Annotated in this window: 13 protein-coding genes; 2 read left to right on the top strand and 11 right to left on the bottom strand. The window is 73.1% G+C overall.

Going from position 1 to position 14,557, the window contains the following annotated elements; genetic code table 11:
• The 6 genes from HUT06_RS09915 to HUT06_RS09890 form a co-directional block, all read right to left on the bottom strand.
• On the bottom strand, nucleotides 1–1,761 hold the full coding sequence (locus HUT06_RS09915; RefSeq protein WP_254715083.1) for an iron ABC transporter permease: 1,761 nt from the start codon (nucleotides 1,759–1,761) through the stop codon (nucleotides 1–3).
• A gap of 127 nt (nucleotides 1,762–1,888) precedes the next feature.
• Nucleotides 1,889–3,082 carry an ABC transporter substrate-binding protein gene (locus HUT06_RS09910; RefSeq protein WP_176195448.1) on the bottom strand — a complete coding sequence of 398 codons (1,194 nt, stop codon included), beginning with the start codon at nucleotides 3,080–3,082 and terminating at the stop codon, nucleotides 1,889–1,891.
• A 69-nt stretch (nucleotides 3,083–3,151) separates the two neighbouring features.
• Complete coding sequence (locus HUT06_RS09905; RefSeq protein WP_217711264.1) at nucleotides 3,152–3,811, bottom strand: DUF47 domain-containing protein; 660 nt, start codon at nucleotides 3,809–3,811, stop codon at nucleotides 3,152–3,154.
• Complete coding sequence (locus tag HUT06_RS09900) at nucleotides 3,808–4,788, bottom strand: inorganic phosphate transporter (RefSeq protein WP_176195447.1); 981 nt, start codon at nucleotides 4,786–4,788, stop codon at nucleotides 3,808–3,810. The genes HUT06_RS09905 and HUT06_RS09900 overlap by 4 nt, the downstream gene beginning before the upstream one ends.
• Nucleotides 4,785–5,780: a Gfo/Idh/MocA family oxidoreductase gene (locus tag HUT06_RS09895; RefSeq protein WP_176195446.1), complete on the bottom strand. Its 996-nt coding sequence runs from the start codon at nucleotides 5,778–5,780 to the stop codon at nucleotides 4,785–4,787. The genes HUT06_RS09900 and HUT06_RS09895 overlap by 4 nt, the downstream gene beginning before the upstream one ends.
• A gap of 243 nt (nucleotides 5,781–6,023) precedes the next feature.
• Entirely contained in the window at nucleotides 6,024–6,497 is a 474-nt protein-coding gene (locus HUT06_RS09890; protein ID WP_176195445.1) for a CBS domain-containing protein, read from the bottom strand.
• Between the two features lie 99 nt (nucleotides 6,498–6,596).
• On the opposite strand from HUT06_RS09890, the gene HUT06_RS09885 reads away from it, so the two are divergent.
• Both HUT06_RS09885 and HUT06_RS09880 read left to right on the top strand, forming a co-directional pair.
• The gene (locus tag HUT06_RS09885) at nucleotides 6,597–7,622 is read left to right on the top strand and encodes an SDR family oxidoreductase (protein WP_176195444.1); all 1,026 of its coding nucleotides are present in this window, start codon (nucleotides 6,597–6,599) and stop codon (nucleotides 7,620–7,622) included.
• A 63-nt stretch (nucleotides 7,623–7,685) separates the two neighbouring features.
• On the top strand, nucleotides 7,686–9,494 hold the full coding sequence (locus HUT06_RS09880; RefSeq protein ID WP_176195443.1) for a thiamine pyrophosphate-requiring protein: 1,809 nt from the start codon (nucleotides 7,686–7,688) through the stop codon (nucleotides 9,492–9,494).
• Between the two features lie 13 nt (nucleotides 9,495–9,507).
• On the opposite strand, the gene HUT06_RS09875 is transcribed toward HUT06_RS09880, so the two are convergent.
• The 5 genes from HUT06_RS09875 to HUT06_RS09855 all read right to left on the bottom strand — a co-directional run bounded on the left by HUT06_RS09875 (nucleotide 9,508) and on the right by HUT06_RS09855 (nucleotide 14,526).
• On the bottom strand, nucleotides 9,508–10,110 hold the full coding sequence (locus HUT06_RS09875) for a TIGR00730 family Rossman fold protein (RefSeq protein WP_254715082.1): 603 nt from the start codon (nucleotides 10,108–10,110) through the stop codon (nucleotides 9,508–9,510).
• A gap of 80 nt (nucleotides 10,111–10,190) precedes the next feature.
• On the bottom strand, nucleotides 10,191–11,798 hold the full coding sequence (locus HUT06_RS09870) for an ABC transporter permease (RefSeq protein WP_176195442.1): 1,608 nt from the start codon (nucleotides 11,796–11,798) through the stop codon (nucleotides 10,191–10,193).
• Nucleotides 11,795–12,703, bottom strand: coding sequence for an ABC transporter ATP-binding protein (locus tag HUT06_RS09865; protein WP_176195441.1), 909 nt, complete (start codon nucleotides 12,701–12,703; stop codon nucleotides 11,795–11,797). The genes HUT06_RS09870 and HUT06_RS09865 overlap by 4 nt, the downstream gene beginning before the upstream one ends.
• Nucleotides 12,700–13,365: a TetR/AcrR family transcriptional regulator gene (locus tag HUT06_RS09860; RefSeq protein ID WP_176195440.1), complete on the bottom strand. Its 666-nt coding sequence runs from the start codon at nucleotides 13,363–13,365 to the stop codon at nucleotides 12,700–12,702. The genes HUT06_RS09865 and HUT06_RS09860 overlap by 4 nt, the downstream gene beginning before the upstream one ends.
• 90 nt (nucleotides 13,366–13,455) lie before the next feature.
• Entirely contained in the window at nucleotides 13,456–14,526 is a 1,071-nt protein-coding gene (locus HUT06_RS09855) for a S1C family serine protease (protein WP_254715081.1), read from the bottom strand.
• Nucleotides 14,527–14,557: the final 31 nt, after the last annotated feature.

Below are 14,557 nucleotides of genomic sequence, written 5' to 3'. Positions count from 1 at the left end.
TCAACCTCCGATGCCCGAGGCCAGGCTGCTCTTGGTGAGCCGCTGGGCCAGGTAGGTCATGGTGAACGAGAGCAGGGCGATGATGAGCACGACGCCGTTGGCGAGCTGGGTGTAGCCGTACTCGACGAGCCCGATGGACAGGGTGGTCAGCAGCTGGGTGCCGGCGGTGGTCAGCATGATCACGATGCTGAGCTCCTTCAGCCCCGAGATGAACGGCAGCACCACGCCGGTGACGAGCGCGCCCCGCTGGATCGGCATGATGATCCGCGTCATCCGGGTGACCCAGCGGGCCCCGCTGATCTGCGCGGCCTCCTCCGGTTCCCGGCCGAGCTGCATCATCGCCGAGATCCCCGACCGGGACGAGTACGGCAAATGCGTCACCACCATCACCAGGACGAGCAGCGTGATCGTGCCGTACAGCGCCGGGACCGGCCCGCGCTGGACGGCGAACAGCGACAGGCACGCGGCGGCGAACGCGATGCCCGGCACCAGGTAGGGCAGGAACGACACCTGCCGCAGGAACGAGGAGACCCGGCTCCCGGCGCCGCGCACCACCACGTAGCCGATCAGCAGTCCGAGGAAGCCGCACACCAGCGCGGCGACCCCGACGATCCGGAGGCTGTTCCAGGCCGCCTCCCACAGCTCGGAGCCGCGCAGCACGCCGTGCGGGAACCCGACGGCGCCCTCGATCTTCGAGCCGAACCAGTACTTGAGCGTGAAGTTGTCGGCGCTGAACACGCCCGGCGTCTTGGTGACGGTCGACAGCAGCAGCGTCAGCACGGGGACGATGACGCTCGCGGCGAACACCGTCATGCCGAGGCCGAACGCGGGCCAGCGCCAGCGGCGCAGGTCGCTGCGGCGGTCCATGGCGCCCTTGCCGCCGACCGTGACGAACCGGCGCTGCTCCCGCACGAGCCGGGTGTCGATGATCACGACGAGCACGCCGACCAGCACGATGACGCCGGCGAGCGTCGAGGCGACGCCGGTGCTGCGGTCGCGGATGGCGTGGTAGAGGCCGGTGGACAGCACGTTGTAGTCGCTCGGCAGCCCGAGGATGTAGGGGGTGCCGAACGTGCCGAGGACGCGGCCGAGGACGAGCAGCACCGCCGACGACAGCGCGGGCAGCATCAGCGGCAGCGTGATGCGGCGGACGACCGTCCGGCCGCCGGCGCCGAGGATGCGGGCCGAGTCCTCCAGCTGCGAGTCGATGCGGCGCAGCGCGTTGCCGAACAGCAGCAGCACGAACGGGTAGTAGTGCAGCCCGAGCGTGACGATGATCGGCACCGGCCCGTAGGCGAGCCAGTCGGGGGTGTGGATGCCGGCGCCCTGGAGGTAGCCGACCTGGCCGCCGGACCGCTCGTTCTTGAACAGCGACAGCCAGGCCAGCGCGAACGTCCAGGACGGCAGCATGTACGGGACGACGAGCGCGCCGGCCAGGAACTTGCGCCCCGGCACGTTGGTGCGGGTCACCAGCCACGCCATCGACCCGCCGACGACGAGGGCGAACGCGATGACGCCGAGCGCGACCGTCACGGTGTGGAGGAGCGGCTCCCAGAACAGCAGCTTGCTGACGGGCGAGCGGAACACCCGCCACAGGTAGTAGCCCGTCCACGAGCCGGACTCCTGGCCGGAGCGGGCCTCGTCGCCGTACTGGACGCGCGCCGCGTCCGAGATGACCGACACGAGCGGGGCGATGACGAGGTAGAGCAGGACGGCGCTCAGCGCGAGGCCGAGCAGCACGGTGGGGTCACGCAGGAGCACGCGCAACCGGTACAGCACGCGCCGGCCGCGAGACGCCGGCCGTGCGGGGGCGGCGACCGCCATGGGCAGTTCCTCCGGGGGTGAGGGCCCCGGCGGGCCGCCCGTGCGGCCCGCCGGGAAACCGGGGTCAGGAGTGGTTCACGCGCCAGAAGTCCTTGATGTCCTGGCGGGCGCGGAAGTCGGCGAGCAGCTTGTCCGAGGAGAACCAGTACAGCTGCGTGTTCCAGTCGGTGAGGCCGGGCGGGTTGTGCGGGCTCACGCCGACCTTGTCGTTGCCGGAGACGCCGCCGGAGTGGGCCTCGAGGTCGAAGCCCTCCTTCTCCATCGCGAAGTGGACGAAGAGCTTGGCGGCGTTCGGGTGCTTGGAGCCGGTCGCGATCGTGGCGAACTTCGGGTAGGCGAAGCCAGTCCACGGGGCCAGGCCCTCGCAGACCTTCATGTTGAACTTCTTGTCCTCGATGTCGCGGAACTTGGCGATGGAGAACAGCCCGATCGTGGTGCGGGTCTGGTTGGGGGCGCCGACGGCGGTCGCGACGTCCTCGTCCTCGGTGGTGAGGACGGGGTCGTTCTTGGCGAACCGCTTCACCCACTCGTGCGCGGGGTCCTTCTCATCGAGCTTGAGCTTGCCCTTGCCGAGCTGCTCGTAGGCGGCGGCGAGCTTGTCCGAGCCCAGCTCCGACATCTGCGTGAACCACTGGGTGAAGACCTCCTTGCCCAGCGGGTCCTGCAGCATCACCTTGCCCTTCCACTCCGGCTCGGTGAGCTGCCACATGTTCTTCACCGGGCAGCCGTTCGGGTTGAGCTTGGGGTTGTAGGCGAACACGTACGCCTTGGAGATCATCATCAGCGGGTTGCGGTTCTTCTCCGCGATGCTCCCGGCGAGGTCCGGCGGGATCCAGGTCTTGACGATCTTCTGCGGGAGGAGCTGGCCGACCAGCATCGGGCCGTCCTCGAACAGGCTGACGTCGATGGTGACGTTCTTGGCCTGCGCCTCGCGGGTCATCTTCTCGGCGGTGGCGGCGGCCTTGGACTTCACGCCCTCGGCCTTGATCCCGTACTTCTTCTCGAACGCCGCCGCCATGTCCTTGACGTCGCCGCTGCCGTCGTAGGCCAGGAGGCTGCCCTCCTTCTTCGCGGCCGCGATGAGCGCGTTCAGGTCGAACGACGCGGCGTCCTCGACGGTGACGGTCGGCAGCGGGTCGCCGGCCCCGGCCTCGCCGCTGCTGGACGGGGCGCACGCGCTGAGCGCCGCGGTGGCGAGCGCGGCCAGCACGGCGGCGCCGGTACGGCCCCGGCGCCCTCTCGGGATGGTGCGGATCATGGTCGGTTCTCTCCTTGCGCTTCGCCGGCGGGCCCCGGACCTGCGGCTCGATGGGGGTGGATGAGAGGTTCAGTGACTGCGTTTGAGCATCGCGTCCGACAGGGCGTCGGCCGCCTCGCCGAGCCGCCGCCCGACCGCGTCGAGCCGGTCGAGCAGCTCGCGGCTGCGCAGCACGTCGATGTCGAGCGGCCCGGCGAACAGCCGCGCGAGCGCGGCCTGCCGGTACTCGCGGACGCGGTTGCCGGCCTTGCGCGCGCCCAGCGCCGCGATGGTGACCGCGGCGGGCTCGGCGAGGACCTTCCGGACGGCGGCGTCGAGGGCGGTCAGCCCCTCCAGCACCGCGTCCAGCGGCGGGACGGCGAAGCCGAGTCCGGGCGGCCCGAACAGGTCGGCCTCGCGGACGAAGTCGCGGAGGTTGTCCAGGACGTCGTCGGCGGAGCGGGAGAGCCGGTAGAGGTCCTCCCGGTCGATGGGGGTGGCGAGGACGCCGCGCAGCATCGCGGCGAGCGCGGCCCGCTCGGCGTCGCCGGCGTGCTCGATCTCGGCCATCCGGGCGCGGGCGTCGGCCGAGGGCACCCGGCCGGCGGCCAGCTCGCGGGCCAGCTCGGCACCGTCGCGGGCGGCGCGGACCTGCCGGGCGACCTGCCCGATGACCCGGTCGCCGGAGCGGCCGCGCAGGTCGTCCCAGACGAGCCGGAACCGGCGCACGGGCCGGACGGCGGCGCTCACAGCGCCCTCGCCGCGAGGCCGCAGAGCGCGCCGCCGGCGAACGCCAGCGGGAGGGTGAGCAGCCAGGCGGCGCCGATGCCGAGGACGTTCTGCCAGCGCACCCGCGCGGCGCCCTCGCTGGCGGCGACGCCGACCACCCCGGCGGTGACCGACTGCGTCATGCTGACCGGCGCGCCCGCGAGCGAGCTGGCCGCGACGGACGCGGCCGCCGCGGCCTCGGTCGACACGACGTGTAGCGGCCGGGCGAGCACGAGCCCGCGGCCGAGCCGGTCCCCGACCCGGTGCACGGCGCTGAGCGCGCCGGCGCAGAACACCACGGCGATCGCGATGAGCACGAACGGGGTGGGCTGGACGGGCCCGATCGCGCCGAGCCGCCGGGTGGAGACCACGTGCCGCGCCACGCTGACGACGGCGAGCATCTTCTGCCCGTCGTTGGCGGCGTAGGCGGCGCACTGGGCGCTGTAGGCGAGCACGTGGGCGGTCCGCACGGCGCCGGGCATGCCGGCGAAGGACGGGATGCGCCGGGAGGCGAGCCCGAGCCCGTAGCCGACGGACGTCCCGACGAGCGGCGCCGCGGCGCCGATCAGTAACACCAGGCCGAGGCCGCCCCAGGCGACGTCCAGGCCCATGCCGAGGCCGGCGCCGCCGATGCCGCCGACGATCGCCAGGGTCAGGCTGGTCGGCAGGCCGCGCCGGGTGAGCGCGGTGACGACGGCGAGCGCGACGGTCACGCCGAGCAGGAAGGCGAGCGCGCCGCGCCGGTCGCCGAGGTCGGTCAGCCCCTCGGTGAACGTCCGCGCGACCGCGACGGTCAGCTGCGGGACGAGCACGAGCGGCAGCAGCACGAGCGCCATCAGCAGCGGCCCGGACGAGCGGGGGTAGCGCCCGCTCAGCCCGAGCAGGGCCGCCCCGTCGTTGACGCCGGTGACCCAGACGAAGGCCAGTGCCAGCGCGGCGAACGCCATCGCCCAGATCATCGCAGCTCCGCCAGTGCGACCCGGCGGCCCTCGCGCAGCGACAGCGTGGCGGCCTCGGCGATGAGGAACGCCTCCAGCGCCTCGTCCACCGTGCAGGGGCTCGGAACCTTGCCCTTGGCCACTTCTAGGAACGTTCCAATCTCGTTCGCGTAGGCGGGGTCGAAGCGCTCCTGGAAGTCGGTCCACGGGTCCCCGGAGGGCCAGTCGACACCGGGTTCGGCCGACCGGAGCGGGGCGCGCTCGTCCAGCCCGACCACCCAGGTGGCGGCGGTGCCCGCCAGCTCCATCCGGACGTCGTAGCCGGCGCCGTTGTAGCGGGAGCCCTGCAGCGTGGCGAGCGTCCCGTCGTCCAGGGCGAGGACGGCGGCGCTGGTGTCGACGTCGCCGGCCGCCGCGAAGTAGGCGTCGCCGCGGTTGGCGCCGGTGGCGGTGACCGACTCGACCTCGCGGCCGGTGACCCAGCGCAGGATGTCGAAGTCGTGGATGTGGCAGTCGCGGAAGATCCCGCCGGACGAGCGGACGTACTCGGCGGGCGGCGGCGCCGGGTCCGCGGTGACGAGGTGGACGCGGTGCAGCGCGCCGAGCCGGCCGTCGAGGACGGCCCGCCGCGCCGCCGCGTAGCCGGCGTCGAACCGGCGCTGGAAGCCGATGTGCACCGGCACCCCGGCCTTGGCGGCGCGGTCGCGGACCTCCAGCGTGGTGCGCAGGTCGGGCGCGACGGGCTTCTCGCAGAACGCGGGGACGCCCGCGTCGCAGGCGCGGCCGAGCAGTTCGGCGTGGGTGGCGGTGGGGGTGGCGATGACGACGGCGTCGAGCCCGGCGCCGAGCACCGCGTCCGGGTCGCCGGCGCGGGCGCCGATCGGGCCCGCGAGCGCCTCGGCCCGGCGGACGTCGGCGTCGCCGATCAGCAGGGCGTCCACCTGGGGATGCCCGCCCAGGAACCGGGCGTGCCACGCCCCGATCCGCCCCGCGCCCAACAGTCCGACCCGCATGGTGCCTCCCACTGGCCCGTTCGGTCTGACGGCGAGTTCACCGGAGGGACCGGTGGTGGACACCGTCCGTTCATCCGCTCGTCATCTTCGTGTGGCTTGAGGCACATTTGTAGCCCGCGCCGGAACGTCAGTCAATACTTTGTTCTTACATCTAGACGTTCTGACCTGAAGTCATCGCTACCTGACAGCCCGTCCGGCGGCGCGGCGGGACCGCGGGGCGCACGTGGGAGCGCAGGGGGCGGGTCAGCCGTCCCCGGCCGCGGGGAGGATGCGTTCCAGCAGGTGGGCGGCGGTGATGACACCGATCACGGTGCCCTTCTCGGGGTGCCGCTCGTCGTCGGCGACCGCCACCACCGGGCTGCGGGCGCCCGCCATGACGCTCGCGATCTCCATCACGGTGGCGCCGGGATCGACGACGGGCAGCGGCGTCCGGCCGCCCTCCAGGAGGTCGGCGACGGTGCGGCCGGCGAGCCTGGCGCAGAGCCGGTCGGCGTGCGGCTCGTCGTAGACGCGGGCGAGGGCGGGGTCGTCCCGCACATGCGGCGGGACGATCTGGCGCACCAGCCGGGAGCCGGGGAGCACCGCGACCGCGCGGCGCCGCCCGTCCACCACGACCAGGCCCGGCAGCCCCTGGGCCGCCAGCAGCCGGGCGGCGTCCATCGCGGAGTCGTCCGGGGTCACGGTCGGGTAGTCGACGGCGAGTTCGCGAGCGCGCACACCACGACGGTATCCCGCGCCGCGGACCACCGCGTTACAGACCCGCGGTCACGGGCAGTGGGTCTCTGTGCCCGGACAAAGCGCCCGCATGGGGATGAGATGAAACACAAGATCGGCAAGGGCGGCGTCGTCGTGCTCACCGGCGCCACCGGCGGGATCGGCCGCGCGACCGCGCGGGAGTTCGCCCGGCGCGGCGCGCGGATCGCCCTGCTGGCGCGCGGCGAGCAGGGGCTGGACGGCGCCGCCGCCGACGTGGCGGCCGCCGGCGGGCACCCGCTCCCGATCGCCGTCGACATGGCCGACCGCGACCGCGTCGAGGAGGCCGCCGAGCGGGCGGAGACGGAGCTCGGCCCGATCGACGTGTGGGTGAACGTCGCGTTCTCCTCGGTGCTCGCGCCGTTCTGGGAGATCGCGCCCGCGGAGTTCGCGCGCACCACCGAGGTCACCTACCTCGGCTACGTCAACGGCACCCGGGCGGCGCTGGAGCGGATGATGCCGCGCGACCGCGGGGTGATCGTCCAGTGCGGGTCGGCGATGGCCTACCGGGGCATCCCGCTGCAGAGCGCCTACTGCGGCGCCAAGCACGCCATCAAGGGGTTCCACGAGTCGCTGCGGACCGAGCTGATGCACGAGGGCAGCGGCGTGAAGGTGACGATGGTGCAGCTGCCGGGGGTGAACACGCCGCAGTTCGACTGGGTGCTGTCCCGGCTGCCGAAGCGCCCGCAGCCGGTGCCGCCGGTCTACCAGCCGGAGATCCCGGCGAAGGCGCTGCTGTACGCCGCCGAGCATCCCGCGCGCCGCGAGTACTGGGTCGGCGCGAGCGCGGTCGCCACGATCCTCGCCAACCGCGTCGCGGCGGGCCTGGTGGACCGCTACCTCGCGCGGACGGGCTTCGCCTCCCAGCAGACGGAGCAGGACGTCCGGCCGGACCGTCCGGCGAACCTGTGGGAGCCCACCGACGAGGCGCCCGGCACGGACCGCGGCGCCCACGGCCGGTTCGACGAGCGGGCGCACGGGACGAGCCCGCAGCTGTGGGCGGGACAGCACAAGTACCTGGTGGGGGCCGCGACGGCGGGAGCCGCCGCGGGCGCGGCGGTCGGCGCGGCGAAACTGCTGCGGCGCTGACCGGCACGCGGCGCCGACGGGCACGACGACGCCGACGGGGCACGACGACGAGAGGAGACAGGCATGGCGCAGCAAGTGGCCGACTACGTCCTCCACCGGCTGACCGAGTGGGGCGTGAAGCGGGTCTACGGGTACCCGGGCGACGGCATCAACGGGCTGCTCGGCGCGTTCGACCGCGCCGAGGGGAACCCCGAGTTCATCCAGACGCGGCACGAGGAGATGGCCGCGTTCATGGCGTGCGCGCACGCCAAGTTCACCGGCGAGGTCGGCGTCTGCGCGGCGACGTCCGGTCCGGGCGCGATCCACCTGCTGAACGGGCTGTACGACGCCAAGCTGGACCACCAGCCGGTCGTCGCGATCGTCGCGCAGCAGAAGCGGCTCTCCCAGGGCACCCACTACCAGCAGGAGGTGAACCTGGAGAACCTGTTCTCCGACGTGTCGGAGTTCTGCCAGATCGTCATGGCGCCGGGGCAGATGCGGCACGTGATCGACCGCGCGTTCAAGACGGCGCTGACGACCCGGAGCGTCGCGACGATCATCGTCCCGGAGGACGTCCAGGAGTCGGAGGCGGTGCCGTCGCCGCCGAAGGAGCACGGCTCGGTGTACTCCAGCGTGGGGTGGAGCCAGCCGCGGATCTTGCCGAACAAGGAGGAGCTGCACAAGGCGGCGCAGATCCTCAACGAGGGCGAGAAGGTCGCGATGCTCGTCGGGCAGGGCGCGGCGAACGCGCGCGACGAGCTGGTCGAGACGGCCGAGCTGCTCGGCGCCGGCGTCGCCAAGGCGCTGCTCGGCCGCGAGGTGCTCCCGGACGACCTGCCGTTCGTCACCGGGCCGATCGGCCTGCTCGGCTCCAAGGCAAGCGATGAGATGATCATGAACTGCGACACCCTGTTCATGATCGGCACGAGCTTCCCGTACGCGGAGTGGCTGCCGGACGAGGGCAGCTGCAAGGGCGTCGAGATCGACATCGACGGCCGCATGATCGGCATCCGCTACCCGATGGACGCGCACGTCGTCGGGGACGCCAAGGAGACGCTGCGCGAGCTGATCCCGCTGCTGGAGCGCAAGAAGGACCGGTCCTGGCGCGAGCGGATCGAGGAGAACGTCCGCACCTGGGACACGGTGATGGCCAAGCGCGCCGGGCAGAGCTTCGAGGGCAGGATCAACCCGCAGGCGGTGGCGCACGAGGTGTCGCCGCTGCTGCCCGACGGCGCGATCCTCACCGCCGACTCGGGGTCGGCGACCAACTGGTGGGCCCGGCACATCAAGCTCCGCGACGGGATGCGGGCGTCGCTGTCGGGCACGCTCGCGACGATGGGGCCCGGCGTCCCGTACGCGATCGCGGCCAAGTTCGCCTACCCGGACCGCCCGGTGATCTGCTTCGTCGGGGACGGCGCGTTCCAGATGAACGGCATGAACGAGATGCTCACCGTCAAGCGGTACGCCGACCGCCTCGGCGGCTCCCCGCCGCTGGTCTTCGCCGTGTTCAACAACCAGGACCTCAACCAGGTCACCTGGGAGCAGCGCGCGATGGGCGGCGACCCCAAGTTCAAGGGCTCGCAGAACATCCCGGACTTCCCGTACGCCGAGTACGCCGAGCTGTGCGGGCTCAAGGGCATCTACTGCGACAAGCCCAAGAAGGTCACCGACGCCTGGAAGGAGGCGCTCGCGAGCGACCGGCCCGTGGTGCTGGAGTTCGTGGTGGACGACGAGATCGCCCCGATCCCGCCGCACATCATGAAGGACCAGGCGAAGAAGGCCGTCAAGGCCGGGCTCAAGGACCCGCAGAAGATCGGGATGGCGGCCCGCGGCTTCCGGCAGAAGCTCACCGAGATGTACGAGAGCATGCCGGGCCGCAAGCACGACTCCTGACCCGACCGGCGGCTCAGAGCTGGGTCTCGGCGTAGTCCTCCGGGGAGTACTCGATGCGGGGCTGCGTCCGCTCCAGGAGGTCGAACGCCTCGGGGACGGAGGCCGTCCAGCCGATGGCGTCCCAGATCTTGGGGCGGGCGAAGCCCTGCTCGGTGAGGCCCTTCATCAGCTCGCGCAGCGGCTCGTACACGCCGGTCGGGTCGAGGATGACGACGGGCTTGTCGTGCATCGCGAGGACCCGGGCCGTCCACACCTCGAACAGCTCCTCCAGCGTGCCGATGCCGCCGGGCAGGACGAGGAACGCGTCGCTGCGCCGGTCCATCTCGCCCTTGCGGGTACGCATGTCTGGCGTGACGATCAGCTCGTCGTTGTCCTCGTCGGAGATCTCGACGCTGACCAGGCCCTCGGGGATCACCCCGACGGTCCGGGCGCCGCCGGCCCGCGCGGCGCGGGCGACGGCGCCCATGCACGAGACCTGGGCGCCGCCGCTGACGAGGCTGTGGCCGCGCCGGGCCAGCTCGGCGCCGGCGTCGGCGGCGAGGTCGACGTAGCGGCGGTCGATCTTGCCGCTGGAGGAGCAGAACACGCAGACGGCGAGGGGTTTCGGCGTAGTCACCGGGCCATGTTACGGCCCGGCGCCCGCACGGCTCAGCTCCATTACGGCCCGGCGCTCACGCGGCTCAGCGCTCTCACGGCTCAGCGCGTGGCGAGGTCCCGGCGGCGGAACCCGGCCAGGCCCGCCGCCGCCAGCACGGCGGTGAGCGCGAGGAGCCAGAGCATGGGCGCGGCCTCGAACGACCCTCCGGGGAGCTTCGGGATGTGGGTGAACGGCGAGACGTCCAGGGCCCACTGGTCGAGGTCGAGCGCGGCACCGAAGAGCGTCACCATGGTGCAGACGCCGACGACCGTCCAGCCGCCGCCCGCCGTCAGGCCGGGGACCAGCCCGAACAGCGCGAGCGCGATCGCGGCGACCAGCCAGACGGCGGGCAGCTGCGCCAGCGCCGCGCCGAGCACCCGCGGCACCTCCCGGCCGGGGTCGCCGGTGTCCAGGCCGTGCGCCACCCCGGCGGCCAGCCCGGCGACGACCAGCGCGGCGACCGGGCCGAGCAGCGTGAACAGCAGGTGGCTCGCCGCCCAGCGCAGCCGCCCCGTCGCGGTGGCGAGCAGCGGTTCGGCGCGCTGGCCGCTCTCCTCGGTGCGCAGCCGCAGCGTCGCCGACACCGCGTAGGCGGCGGCGAACAGCCCGAGCATGCCCATGATGGACGCGAAGTAGGCGTCGGTGATCCCGCTCTCCCCGCCGAGCCGGGTGAAGATCTCCTCCAGGTCGGGGTTGTCGTCCACCATCTCCCGCACCCCGCCCGCGACGGCGCCGTAGACGATGCCGAGCGCGAGGAAGCCGGCGAGCCAGCCGTACAGGGCGCGGCTCTGCAGCCGCCAGGCGAGCCCGAACGGACCCGACAGCCGCGCCGTGGCGTCGGGCCTGCCGAGCCGCGGCGGCAGCACGCCCGCGCCGACGTCGCGGCGCGCCGACAGCGCCGCCGCGGCGGCCACCAGCAGCGCGACGAGCGCGGCGGCCAGCGCGAACGTCCACCAGCGCTCCCCGCCGTAGGCGCGGGCGCGGTTGGTCCAGCCGAACGGGGACAGCCAGCCGAGCCAGGTCAGCGAGTTGCCCGCGCCGCCGACGTCGGCGGCCATCCGGACCGCGAACGCGGTGCCGAGCGCGGCGAGCGCCGTCCCCCGGGCCGCGCCCGCGCTCTCGCTGAGCTGCGCGGTGACGCCCGCGACGGCCGCGAAGACGCAGCCGGCGGCGGCCATCTGCGCGCCGAAGGCCAGCGACCCGGCGGCGGGCAGGCCCTGCGCGGTGAGCCCGGCGGCGAGCAGCCCGCCGAGGACGAGGTTCGCCGCCATCGCCACCAGCAGCGCGGCGGCCAGCCCGGCGCCCCGGCCGGTGACGGTCGCGCCGAGCAGCTCGCGGCGGCCCGCCTCCTCCTCGGTGCGGGTGTGCCGGACGACGGTGAGCGCGCTGATCAGCCCGATCACCACCGGGATGAACCCGGACCGCTGCGCGATGATGCTGCCGAGGTCGGTGCCGTACATCGGCCCGTAGAGGGCGAGGAACGTCGGGTTGGTCCCGGTGGTGTGCGCGTACTGGAGCCGGTCGGCGGCCTCCGGGTAGAGGGCGTCGGTGGCCCCGACGAAGCCGAGCGGGATGACGGCGATCCAGAGCACCCAGGCGGGCAGCAGGAACCGGTCGCGGCGCAGGATGAGCCGCATCAGCCCCCAGGTCCCGGTCAAGCCGGTCATCGCGCGGCCTCCTGCAGCTCGTCCTTGTAGTGGCGCAGGAACAGCTCCTCCAGCGTCGGCGGGCGGCTCACCAGGCTGCGGACGCCGATCTCGGTGAGCGCGCGGAGCGCGGCGTCCAGCTGCGGCGTGTCGACCTCGAACTTGATCGTGTTGCCGTCGGCCTGGAGGTCGTGGGCGCCGGGCAGCGGCTGGCCGTCCAGCGGCGCGGCCAGCTCCGCGTGGATCGAGGTGCGGGTCAGGTGCCGCAGCTCGTCCAGGGTGCCGGTCTCCACCGCGACGCCGTTGCGGATGATCGTCACCCGGTCGCAGAGCGCCTCGACCTCGGACAGGATGTGGCTGGACAGCAGGACGGTCCGGCCCGCCTGCCGCTCCTCGCGGACGCACTCCTGGAAGACCTCCTCCATGAGGGGGTCGAGACCGGAGGTCGGCTCGTCCAGCAGCAGCAGCTCGGCGTCGGACGCGAGCGCCGCGACGAGCCCGACCTTCTGCCGGTTGCCCTTGGAGTAGGCGCGGCCCTTCTTGCGCGGGTCCAGCTCGAACCGGTCGAGCAGCTCGGCCTTGCGGCGCGGGTCGGTGCCGCCGCGCATCCGGCCGAGCAGGTCGATGACCTCGCCGCCGGACAGGTTCGGCCACAGCGTCACGTCGCCGGGCACGTAGGCGAGGCGGCGGTGCAGCTCGGTCGCGTCCCGCCAGGGGTCGCCGCCGAGCAGGCGGACGGTGCCGGCGTCGGCGCGCAGCAGGCCGAGCAGGACCCTGATCGTGGTGGACTTCCCCGCGCCGTTCGGGCCGAGGAAGCCGTGCACCTCGCCGGGCCGGACGGTCAGGTCGAGACCGTCCAGCGCGCGCGTCCGGCCGAAGTTCTTGACCAGGCCGGATACGGCTATCGGAGGCGTGTTCGCGGTCACCGGTTCTCCTTGTCGGGAGGCTGCCCGCCGGCGGTGAGCATGGATTTCAGGGAGACGCGCGCCTGCTCGACCAGCTCCGGATCCACCAGCCGGTCGTCGAAGAGGTCCATCATGGCGAGCGCCATCCGGGGGTAGCCCTCGGCCGTGAGCGTGTTGCCGCCGAGGCTCCGGGAGATGTGTTCGTGCAGGACCATCAGGCCGAACGTCATCGTCGTCATGACGGCCGCGTAGGCGTGGAGGTCGTCGGTCTTGGGCACGCGCAGCCCGGGCCTGCCCTGCGCGAGGACCTCCTCGGTGTAGGCGACGGTGTCGTCGTACAGCGCGACCGCGGCCGGCGACCCGTCGGTGAGGGCGCGGGCGAAGTAGCGCTGGATGGGCAGGGCCGTGCGCATGGCGAGCATCAGGAAGCCGGGGTCGCCGATCCCCCCGCGCAGGGCCTCCTCCTTGATCTCGCGGACGGCCCCGAGCGCGTACTCGTCGCACTCGCGGCGCAGCGCCTCCTTCGTCCCGAAGTGGTGCTGCACCAGCGCCGGCGAGACGCCGGCGGCCTTGGCGATGCCGCGGATCGTCGCGCCCTTCGTGCCGTGCTCGGCGAACTCCAGCAGCGCGGCGTCCCGGATGCGGGCGCGTCCGGTCAGGTCGTCGGCTTGCTCGGCCGTCATCCCCACCCCCTGTACATATGTTCAGTGGCCTGTACGGATGTACACTGTACTCCCGTACAGGCCACCGTCAAGAGGGTGGGGCGCCGGGGATCATCCCCCGCCGGGCAACTCCCCGAGCGTCACCTGGACGGTCTTCTTCGACCCGTCCGCGTGCTGGACCTCGACCTTGGCCGTGTCGCCCGGCTTGAGGTTGGCGAGCACCGACGACAGCGCCGTCTGGTCGGGCGTCGCGGTGCCGTTCACCGACAGGATCAGGTCCCCCGGCCTGATGCCCGCCTTCGCCGCGCCGCCGCCGCGCTGGACGTCCACCACGGCGACCGCGGTCCGCTCACCGCTCTGCGGATCGACGATCGTGCGGACGGTCACGCCGAGCGCGGCCCGCCCCGAGTTCGACACCTTCCCGCTCTGGATCAGCTGCGGGACGATCCGCTGCACGGTGTCGCTCGGCGTCGCGAAGCCGATCCCGGCCGCCGCCGAGCCCGCCGACGGGTCCGACGCGGCGGCCGTCGGGACGCCGATGACCTGCCCGCTGAGCGTGACGAGCGCGCCGCCGCTGTTGCCCGGGTTGATCGCCGCGCTGGTCTGGATGGCGTCCGCGATCGTCGACCCCTGGAAGGCGCCCTCCCCCTTGGTGGACACCGTCCGGTGGAGCGCCGACACGATCCCGTTCGTCACGCTCCCGGCGAGGCCCAGCGGGTTCCCCATCGCGAGGACGATCTGCCCGACCCGCGCCTTGCCCGACTCGCCCCACGACGCCGGTTTGAGGTTCCCGCCCTTCGCCTTGATGACGGCCAGGTCGTCCGCCGCGAACGCGCCGACGAGGTCGGCGTCCAGCGTCGCGCCGCCGCTGGAGGACGTCACCTGGATCTTCTTCGCCCCGGCGACCACGTGCGCGTTCGTCACGATGTGGCCCTGCGCGTCGTAGACGACGCCGGAGCCCTCCGCCTGATCGGTCTGGATCTTCACCACGGACGGCAGCACCGCGTCCACGACCCGCTCGTACTGCTGCTCCAGCCCCGTCGCCGAATCGCTCACCGGCGCCGACGTCTGCGCCGCCGGTGTCGCGGCCTTCTCGGCGCCGCCGCCGTCGCTGCACGCGCCGAGCACCAGCATCCCCGCCACCGCCAGCGCACAGGCCCCGGCCTTCACGTCCCTGTCCACGCTCCACCTCCAGAGGGGACACTTCCCGCAC

The sequence above is a fragment of the Actinomadura sp. NAK00032 genome, assembly GCF_013364275.1.
GTDB lineage: Bacteria > Actinomycetota > Actinomycetes > Streptosporangiales > Streptosporangiaceae > Spirillospora.
The sequence above is the reverse complement of the archived record's forward strand: the minus strand, read 5'-3'. Positions and strand labels throughout refer to the sequence as shown.

Bases quoted from the DNA above. Each gene is read 5' to 3' on its own strand.
- HUT06_RS09910 (WP_176195448.1), bottom strand. From the start codon at position 3,082: ATGATCCGCACCATCCCGAGAGGGCGCCGGGGCCGTACCGGCGCCGCC.
- HUT06_RS09900 (WP_176195447.1), bottom strand. From the start codon at position 4,788: ATGATCTGGGCGATGGCGTTCGCCGCGCTGGCACTGGCCTTCGTCTGG.
- HUT06_RS09895 (WP_176195446.1), bottom strand. From the start codon at position 5,780: ATGCGGGTCGGACTGTTGGGCGCGGGGCGGATCGGGGCGTGGCACGCC.
- HUT06_RS09885 (WP_176195444.1), top strand. From the start codon at position 6,597: ATGAAACACAAGATCGGCAAGGGCGGCGTCGTCGTGCTCACCGGCGCC.
- HUT06_RS09880 (WP_176195443.1), top strand. From the start codon at position 7,686: ATGGCGCAGCAAGTGGCCGACTACGTCCTCCACCGGCTGACCGAGTGG.
- HUT06_RS09870 (WP_176195442.1), bottom strand. From the start codon at position 11,798: ATGACCGGCTTGACCGGGACCTGGGGGCTGATGCGGCTCATCCTGCGC.
- HUT06_RS09860 (WP_176195440.1), bottom strand. From the start codon at position 13,365: ATGACGGCCGAGCAAGCCGACGACCTGACCGGACGCGCCCGCATCCGG.